This window comes from Kitasatospora sp. NPDC057738 (assembly GCF_042798815.1).
GTDB classification, from domain to species: domain Bacteria; phylum Actinomycetota; class Actinomycetes; order Streptomycetales; family Streptomycetaceae; genus Kitasatospora; species Kitasatospora lactacystinica.
This window is the reverse complement of sequence record NZ_JBHVJT010000004.1, coordinates 35,701-44,206: the sequence shown is the minus strand read 5'-3', so window position 1 is coordinate 44,206 and position 8,506 is coordinate 35,701. Positions and strand designations below refer to the sequence as shown.

The window sequence follows — 8,506 nt, the reverse complement described above, 5'->3', positions numbered from 1 at the left end:
CCCGTCCTGCGGTCAGTGCGTCAGGTCCACGACGGGACCGTTGAACGATCCGTCGCTCGACACCGTCAATTCGCTGGGCACGCCGTCCACCTGGACCCGGGCCAGGTACGCGGTCGGGCGCACGCCGACGACCGGCACCCGGACCTCGTACGGGTCGGTGCGCGGTTGCGGCGGTGCGGGCGCGCGGAACTGGTGGCTCGCCCCGCGCCGCCCGGCGGGCGGGTGCAACTCGTCCAGCAGCAGCAGGACCTGCTGGTCGTCCCGGAGCGGCAGGTCCAGCCGGACGTCCAGCCGGGCCGAGACCCCGGAGGGTCCGTCGGCGCGGTCCGCCGTGCCGATCGGCCCGTCGATCCGCGGCTGCCGGGCGAAGGTCTGCGCGTTGGACTCCAGCGCGAGGTGGTCGGCGGCGGGCCTGCCGTCCAGCGCCAGTCCGTGCAGCACCTGCACCTGGTACACGCCCGGCGGCAGGTCCTCCGGGACGGCGACCACCAGCCGGTCGTCCCGGACGCCGCCCGGGTCGACCGGCACCCGCCGCTCGCCCAGCCGGGCCACGACCAGGTCGGCGCGCAGGCCGGTGCCCTCCAGCACCAGTTCCCGGTCCTTGGTCACCGGCCCTTCCCCGGGAGCACCGGGGGACCCGGCGGGCCGGGACAGCACTCGCTCCACGACCGGCCCGCGGGACGGCACGGCCCGCACGGTACGGCGCAGCACCGGCTTGCCGGCCACCGGATCGACCCTGCCCTCCACGAGGACGGCGGCGGCCTGGTAGGTCACGGACAGCGCGTACGGCGTCTGGAGCAGCGTGCTCCACAGCTTGGACAGCTCCTCGACGTCCATCGTCGTGGGCGTGAAGCGCACCCGCTGCGGCGAGGCGGCCAGGTCCGTCCCCACCAGGAACGGCTGGGCGGCTGCCTCCTCGATCAACTGCCGGGACAGCACCGGCTGTTCGGTCAGTGCCCGGACCACGCAGCCGAGCAGCCGCTGGCCGACCAGCTGGGACTCCTCGCCGTAGCAGCTGATCAGGTAGTGCAGGTCCAGGGCGGCGGCCGGCCGGGCCAGCACCGTGCCGTCCGTCGCGCGGGTGGGCGCGTCGCGGTTGCGCAGCGAGGCGTTGGCCGTGACCTGGTAGAGGAAGACGGTGATGGTCGGGTCGGTGGGCGGTTCGGTCGGCGGCTTGCGGGCGCCGACCTCGACCGCGAACGGGATGTCGGGCGAGAGCGCTCGGGTGATGAGCTGCCGCAGCGCCTCGCTCACGGTGGCGATCGCGAGGTGGTTGCTCACGGGCCCGTCCCCTCGGTCATGTGCCGCACCCGCCCGCTCATGAGGTCTCCCGGTCGAGGTACTTGTCCAGGTCGAGGGCCGGGCCCGGGCGGGCGGCCGCCGGCTTGGGCGGTCCGGCCGGGGTGCTCCGGGCGGCCGTGACCTCGACCCGCCCGATCCGGACCTGTACCACCCGCTCGACCGGCCGCTGCCGGCGTCGGGCCCCGGTCCCGTGCGCCTGGCCCGGAGCAGCTGCCCCGGCGGCCCGCCGTACGGACGCCGGTGCGGCGGCCGGCCGGGCCGGTGCGGGCGGTGCCGCGGTCGGCGGCTCGGGGGCGGCCGCCAGGTGCCGTGCGGTGACGGGCGTCGGTACGGCTGCCGGGCGGGCGTCCGTACGGCGGGCCGCCGGCTCGACGGCCGGTGCGGCACCGGGGGTGACCGGCGGCGCGATCAGCAGCGGCGTGCGCGGCAGCGGAAGGACGGGTGCGACAGCCGGCCTGTCCTCACCGACCACCGCCCGCAGCGCCCTTTCGACCGGCGCCGCGGGCGGTGCCGCCGGCGGCCGGGGGAGTGGCACGGGAACGGGTCGTCCGCCCGAGCGGCGCGGCCCGAACGACTCCTCGTCCACGACCGGCGGCGCCGGAGCGAGCGCGTCGAGCCGTTCGAACGGCCCCGGCAGGCGCGGGCGCACCCGTACCCCGGTCCGGTCCCCGCCCGGGCCGCCCTTCGCCACCAGGCGGTCGAAGTGGTCAGGCATCTGCACACAGCTCCAGGTAGTAGCGGCGCCGCAGTGGGCTGAGCGCCAGGATCTCCGCCTCGCTCCAGCCGTAGGCGGTGGCCAGGAGGTGGACATGGAGCAGGGTCGCCCGGGCCCAGTCGTCCAGCTCCTCCCAGAGGTAGGAGGCGATGTCCAGCTCGGCGAGGGCCTGCTCGCCGCACTCGGGGCAGCCGAGGTGCAGCCGGACGTCGGCGCAGGGGTCGGCTGCGGCGGCGGCCTCGGCCACGCGCCGCTGGACCGGTTCGGGGAGCTGCCGGGCGGCGACCGGCTCCCCGCCGTGCTCGGCGATCAGCACGCACCGCTCCAGCACCACGGCCCTGGCCCGGTCCGCGGGGGCCTGTTCGGCGGCGGCCAGATCGCCGGGGGTGGGCAGCCGGAAGCCGACCTGCCAGCCGTCCAGCTCCACCCGCAGCGGGCCGTCCGCCGGCCGCGCGGCACCGACCACCTCCCCGGAGTCGAAGGCGAACTCCATCTCCTCCGCGCAACTCGGGCAGCTGACCCGCACATTGAGCCGTTCGCCGAACAACTCGGCGCGCAGGCCGTACAGTTCGGCGTCCCGATGGCCGAGCGGAACGGCCAGCAGCTCCTCCGCCCCGGCGCCCGGACGGGCGACGGCGTGCAGCAGCAGGGCCCGCCCGGTGCGGCCGGCCGCCAGCCCGGCCTCCCAGGCGGCCAACAGGGCGGCCTCGCCTGCGAGTTCCATCGGTCGGCCGCTCAGGCCGGCTGCTGGAACGAGGGCTCTTCCGGTTCGGGCGTCTCCTCGTCCCGCTCCCAGCCCTCCACTTCCAGCTTGAGGCTCTGGATCGCCACCGCGTTGGCGTTGGCGTCCAGTTCGCCGAGCACCTGGTACTCACTCGGCCAGGCGCGGTACAGCTTGTGGGCGACCGCCACCTGCCCGGCCTCGTTGAGCACCTGGATCACCAGGTCCTTGCGGAAGTCCCGCAACGAGACCTCCGCCTCGCGGCCCGCGCCGACCATCCAGACCTTGTTGGCCCAGCGGTCGAACTCCGGGTCGTGAGTGACCCCGCGCTCCAGGGTGACCGCCTCGAAGTCGGTGCGCCCCGGCGACTTGCGCGGCGCGCTCGGATCGCCCCCGCTGCGGTGCTTCACCACCTCGGTGGTGCGCTTGAGCGGGCTGATCTTGCTGATTCCGGCGACGACCCGACCGTCCCAGACGACCAGGAACTTGAAATTCTTGTACGGATCGAACCGGTGCGGATTGACGGTGAACTCGACCATGGAGATCCTAAACCTCGAACTGTCCGGCGAGCTGCTCGATCTTGACGATCACGAATTCCGCGGGCTTGAGGGGCGCGAATCCGACCACGACGTTCACCACACCGCGATTGATGTCGTCCTGCGTGGTGGTGTCCTTGTCGCACTTGACGAAATAGGCCGAGCGCGCCGACGTGCCCTGGAACGCGCCCTGCTGGAACAGCGAGTGCAGGAACGCGCCCACGTTCAGCCGGATCTGCGCCCACAGCCGCTCGTCGTTGGGCTCGAACACGACCCATTTGGTGCCGCGGTAGAGGCTCTCCTCCAGCATCAGCGCCAGGCGCCGCACCGGGACGTACTTCCACTGCGAGCTGAGCGCGTCGGCGCCCGCCATGGTCCGCGCGCCCCAGGCCACCGGGCCCACCACCGGGAACGTCCGCAGGCAGTTCACCGCGAGCGGGTTCAGCAGGCCGTTCTCCCGGTCCGTCAGCGGGACGGTCAGCGCGCGCACCCCGGGCAGTCCGGCCTCGGTGCCCGCGGGCGCCTTCCACACGCCCCGCTGGCCGTCGGTGCGCGCCATCACGCCGGCGATGGTGCCCGACGGCGGGAAGCTGCGCAGCCGGCCGGTGAGCGGGTCGACCAGCTCCAGGTGCGGGAAGTACAGCGCGGCGTGGTCGCTGCGCACCGAGTCGAAGGCGGACAGGCCCGCCCGGGCGGCGTCCAGAGTCGTCCACGCCTGCGGCGAGTCGACGATCAGGAACATCCGCTGCTCCGCGCAGAGTGCCTGGGCGGCCGAGACGACCGTGACGGCGTCGTCCACGCTGGCGTAGCCGGCCAGTTCCGGCAGCACCAGCAGGTTGACGTCCGGCACGTCGCGCAGGGCCTGGATGCCGGTCTTGCCGGCCTCGCTGCCGATCAGGTCGGTCATGCCGGGGGCCGCTCCGTCCTGGCCGCCGGCGAGGGCGAGGACCGGCGGGTTGACCGAGCCCTCCAGCCCGAGGTTGTTGGCGGCCTCACCGAGGAAGCGCACCACGTCGGCCGGGTCGGTGGAGCCGGCGACGACCTGGAGCTGCCGCCCGAACACGCTCACCCGGGTGCCCGCGAAGGCCCGCTTGCCCGGGGCGTCGGGCAGGGCCCGCAGCTTGCGCTCCAGCAGCAGGGCGAGTTCGGGGACGGTGGTCGGCGCGGTGCCGTCCGCGGCCGGGTCGTAGATCTTGACGGTCCGCGAGACGTCGGCGATCTTCACCTGGATCTCGTGGGTGAGGTCCGGCAGGGTGGCCGCGAAGGGCTTGGAGACGGTGCCCACCGGGTCCGGCCGGCTCTCCGCGAGCACCTTGACCCAGACGACGGTCGAGCCGCTGTTCACCACCGTCTCGGCGAACCGGGGGCTGGCGGCCCGGACCGACAGGTCCGCGAAGGACTCCCGGACGGCGCCGGAGGTGTCGAAGACCTGGAGGTTGAAGGTCTCGGCCGGGGTCGGCGTCCGGTAGTCCACGGCGACCTGCAGCCCCCCGCCCCAGAGTCCCGGCTCGACGGCCGTGACCTCCAGGGCCGGGGTGGCGGTGGAGGACTGCGTCGAGTTGAGCGTGACGCCCGCGGCGGCGCCGGTGCCGGCCGCCGCGACCCGGACCACGACCCCGACCGAGCCCCCGTTGAGGAAGAACTGCTGGACGGCGTAGCTGACCGGGCTCTGATCCGCGAGTCCGCCGAAACGGCGTTCGAAGTCCGCGAAACTGGTGATGGTGACCGGCTGGTCGAGCGGGCCGCGCCGGGTGGCCCCGACGAAGGCGGTCACCGAGGTGCTCACCGCGGTGATGGTACGGACGCCGCTGGGAAGCTCTTCGATGTAGACGCCCGGATAGGTCGGTGTCGTCGGCAAATTCCCCCTCCGTTCACTTCGTGCATCAAGAGGCCGTGGAATGGGATCCGGATGCATTGGTGGCAGGCTCAGTCTCAGATTCAGGTGACAATTCGTCAAGACCTGAACGTGAAAGGCTAATTGTATTACTGGGCCTGATTTCGGGGTTGCGGAATATGGTGGTCCGCAACCCTTGTGCGGGTGCCCGTCAGCCGCCTTCGGGCAGGTTCCGGTAGTCGGGTCGGGCCGGCGTGGGGTCCGGCGGCGTCGCTGCGGGCGCGGGCGCGGGCGTGGGTGCTGGTGCGGGCGTGGGTGTGGGCTCCGGCGCTGGTGCGGGCGCCGGTACGGGTGCGGGCGTGGGTGCGGGTGCGGGCGGCGCAGGCGTAGGTGCGGCGGGCGCGGGCGCGGGCGTGGGTGCGGGCGCGGGTGCGGGCGCGGGGACCGGCGGCTGGTAGGACGGCGGCCGGGCGGCCCCCAGGAACCAGCCCCAGCTCGCGCCGAACCGGTGCTCCAGGAACCGGAACGCGGCGTAGTAGACCGTACCGAAGCCGGTGACCAGGGCGGAGGTGACGGAGGCGTTGTCCAGGTGGATGCCGAGCCGCGCCGCCTGCACCACGAGGAACGCGACGATGTAGGGCACGCACGTGCGCCACAGGGACAGGGCGAGTTGGTACATCTGTCCTCCTCGGCCGGTGTCAGCCGACGACGGTGAAGCCGTGCGCCTGGCCGAGCCGGGTAAGCGAGTTGATGCCGGGTATGCCGTCCGCCTGCTGCCCGCTGTACCCGTACCGGCGCTGCAACTCGGCGTAGGCGTCGATGGTCTTCGTGCCGAACGAGCCGTCGGCCCACTGCCGGTCGAGCAGCCCCTCGGCGACGAGCGCCCGCTCCACCGTGTACACCTCGTCCGGGTACGTGGTGGTGCCCTGGGCCGCGTCCGGGTCCTGACGGGCCGCCGCGACCACCCTCGACTTCGACACCTCGGCGAGCGGGACGGCCCCGCCGAGCAGCCGGCGCAGCGAGGCCTCGCCGGGCACGCCGTCCGCGTCCCCGCCGGAGTAGCCCAGGCTGCGCTGGAAGTCGGCGTAGTTGAGGGTGTCGGCGTCGGTCCAGTCCGGGCCGGGGCCCTGGGTGTAGTGCGAGCCGAAGTCCGCCGCCACCAGCGCCTCGCCGACGAGGGTGACCTGCGGACCGTGAGCGCCGTAGCCGTACGGCAGGCCGCCGACGCTGTTCCGGTACCGGGCCGGGGTCGGGTCCGGCTGGGGCGCGGGCTGTTGGGGCGGGGTGACCACCGTGCCGGAGGGGCGCGGCGCACCCGACGTCACCCAGGCGTACAGCGCCGGGCCGGGGCAGTCGGTCGAGTAGCCGTCCTGGTGCCCCTTGATCTCCGGGCCCGCCGGGCCCTGCTGCTCGCAGTACTCGATCGCGTCCCGCAGCCCGTTGAGCTGGTCCGGGGTGGGCACGGTCGAGCCGGAGGCGCCGACCAGCCCGCACACCGCGTAGTGCGCCTCGTTGAGCGGGACGTCGCCGTTGGCGCTGTTGCGCCGGTTCAGCCCGCGGCCCTCGAACACGTGGCCGTGCTCGCAGACCACGAAGCTGTAGCCGATGTCCGACCAGCCGTCGTCGTCCATGTGCGAGGCCTGGAGGCGCCGTACGTAGGCCGGGCAGGTGTCGTGGCTGTCGAAGGTGTACGCCGTGCCGAGATAGTGCACCTTCACTCCGGCGCGCGGACCGGCGTACGGGATCGAACCGTTGGGCTCGCGCCAGGGCTGCGCGCCCCACTGGTCCCGGGGCACCAGCTGGAGCCCCGGCCAGTCGGGCTGCTGCGGCCCCGGGGTCGGGGTCGGCGCGGGAGGCTCGGGGTCCGGGGTCCGGCCGGCGCCGGCCCACGCCCGCAACTCGTCCAGCGAGCCGTTGAACACGTCCGCGTCGAGCGGGTCGTCGCTGTACTGGTGGAAGCGCCAGGACGCCTGGATCCGCGGCGAGCCCGCGGGCACGTAGTCCGCTATCCACAGGAAGTCACCGGCATTGTCGTCCGTCCGGAACCAGTAGTCCCGGTTGGTGTAGAGCCCGACCAGGCGGTCCGGGTAACGCTGCTTGACCGCCGCCAGCCACCGGTTCTTCGCCTCGGTCGCGTCGCCGTCGCCGACCGACTGTCCGTACGGCTCGAAGTCCAGCACCAGCAGCTCGCCCGCGGGCACTTGCCCCACGACCCGGCAGAAGTGCTCCACCTCACCGTCGACCGGGTTCTCCGCGTGCAGGAAGTGGTAGTGCCCGACCACCAGCCCGCGCCCCCGGGCGTCCGCGAGCTTGTCGGTGTACCCCGACTGGCCGGTGTGGCCGCCTTCGGTGGCCTTGATGAAGACGAATTCCGCGTCCCCCGGGATGCCCGACTGGAAGTCGGAGACGTCATAACCCTTCGCGTATGCCATCAGGATGCTCCCCCTTTGCGCCGATGGCAGCCACGGCCGACCGGCCCCATCCCCCGGGGCGCCGACGCCGGCCAGAGCGTCATGTTCACTCCACATGACAACTGACTGAGCGTCAACTCTCTTGATTTGAAGGTGTTCTGTTGATTCTGCGGGCCTCCTGCGAGTGGTCCGTTCGGCAGACCTGTGCCACTGGCACATTTGCCGGACGACACGCCGAAGCGAGGGTGTTCAGAGGGGCCTGTCCGGTGGTCAGGGGCGCGTGGTCGGGCCGGCCGGGGTGGGAGCGGGTGCGGGGCGGTCCTGGCTGCCCCGTTCCGTCAACGGGTGAGCCCTGCGCATGCCGTGGCAGCGGTGCGGGTGGCCGGCGCTCGTGAACGATGCGGCAGGGTCCGCGACGGCCTGCAAGCCCATCGCGCCCCCGGCCGGGCTGTGTGCCGGGCCGGGAGCGCGATGGGGCGGGCGGCGGGCGTGCGGGAACCGGGAAGCGCGCCGGCGTGTCAGGAGTCGGCGCACGCCTTCCCGATGTCGCCGGCGGCGTCGGTGATCGGCTTGAAGTCGGGCTGTTTGCCCTTGGAGACCCGGTCGATCGCGTCGTTGACGGCCTTGGCCAGCCGGTCGGCCGCGGGGTCGATCTTGTCCCCGCCGTCCTGGCGGATCTTCTTGGCGTCGTCGGCGACCTTCCGCAAGGCCTCGGCGGTGTGGTTGCGGCGGCTCTCGTCGGTGATCTGCCCCACGTTGATCGCCGAATCGGCGAGGTCCTGGACGTCGCCGGTGAGGCTGATCGCCCGCTTTCCGCAGTCCAGGGCCTTGTCGGCGTCGCACGCGGTGAACAGTGGGGCCGCGAGGAGCAGCGCGAGCGTGGTGGCGGCCAATCGGTACGGCTTCCTTGTCATGTCTCTATCCCTCCCGCCGTATCAACGCCGTTCCGCCGTGCGGAGGTTCCGGAAGACCGGGTGAACCGTTGGG

The 8,506-nt window shown here is 73.1% G+C and carries 8 protein-coding genes; all 8 read right to left on the bottom strand.

Translation table 11 applies throughout. The features are described 5' to 3' along the window. Positions 1-12: 12 nt before the first annotated feature. Positions 13-1,281, bottom strand: coding sequence for a DUF4255 domain-containing protein (locus ACFVGO_RS03230; RefSeq protein WP_380630744.1), 1,269 nt, complete (start codon positions 1,279-1,281; stop codon positions 13-15). Between the two features lie 37 nt (positions 1,282-1,318). Beyond that, the gene (locus ACFVGO_RS03225) at positions 1,319-2,017 is read right to left on the bottom strand and encodes a hypothetical protein (protein ID WP_380352212.1); all 699 of its coding nucleotides are present in this window, start codon (positions 2,015-2,017) and stop codon (positions 1,319-1,321) included. Beyond that, positions 2,010-2,741: a hypothetical protein gene (locus tag ACFVGO_RS03220; protein ID WP_380352214.1), complete on the bottom strand. Its 732-nt coding sequence runs from the start codon at positions 2,739-2,741 to the stop codon at positions 2,010-2,012. The genes ACFVGO_RS03225 and ACFVGO_RS03220 overlap by 8 nt, the downstream gene beginning before the upstream one ends. An 11-nt stretch (positions 2,742-2,752) precedes the next feature. Further along, on the bottom strand, positions 2,753-3,277 hold the full coding sequence (locus ACFVGO_RS03215; RefSeq protein ID WP_380630743.1) for a phage tail protein: 525 nt from the start codon (positions 3,275-3,277) through the stop codon (positions 2,753-2,755). Positions 3,278-3,284: 7 nt separating this feature from the next. Next, on the bottom strand, positions 3,285-5,132 hold the full coding sequence (locus tag ACFVGO_RS03210) for a phage tail sheath family protein (RefSeq protein ID WP_380630741.1): 1,848 nt from the start codon (positions 5,130-5,132) through the stop codon (positions 3,285-3,287). Positions 5,133-5,319: 187 nt separating this feature from the next. After that, entirely contained in the window at positions 5,320-5,787 is a 468-nt protein-coding gene (locus ACFVGO_RS03205) for a hypothetical protein (RefSeq protein ID WP_380630740.1), read from the bottom strand. A 19-nt stretch (positions 5,788-5,806) separates the two neighbouring features. Beyond that, positions 5,807-7,540, bottom strand: coding sequence for a peptidoglycan-binding protein (locus ACFVGO_RS03200; RefSeq protein ID WP_380630739.1), 1,734 nt, complete (start codon positions 7,538-7,540; stop codon positions 5,807-5,809). Between the two features lie 497 nt (positions 7,541-8,037). Beyond that, on the bottom strand, positions 8,038-8,433 hold the full coding sequence (locus tag ACFVGO_RS03195) for a hypothetical protein (RefSeq protein ID WP_380630738.1): 396 nt from the start codon (positions 8,431-8,433) through the stop codon (positions 8,038-8,040). Positions 8,434-8,506: the final 73 nt, after the last annotated feature.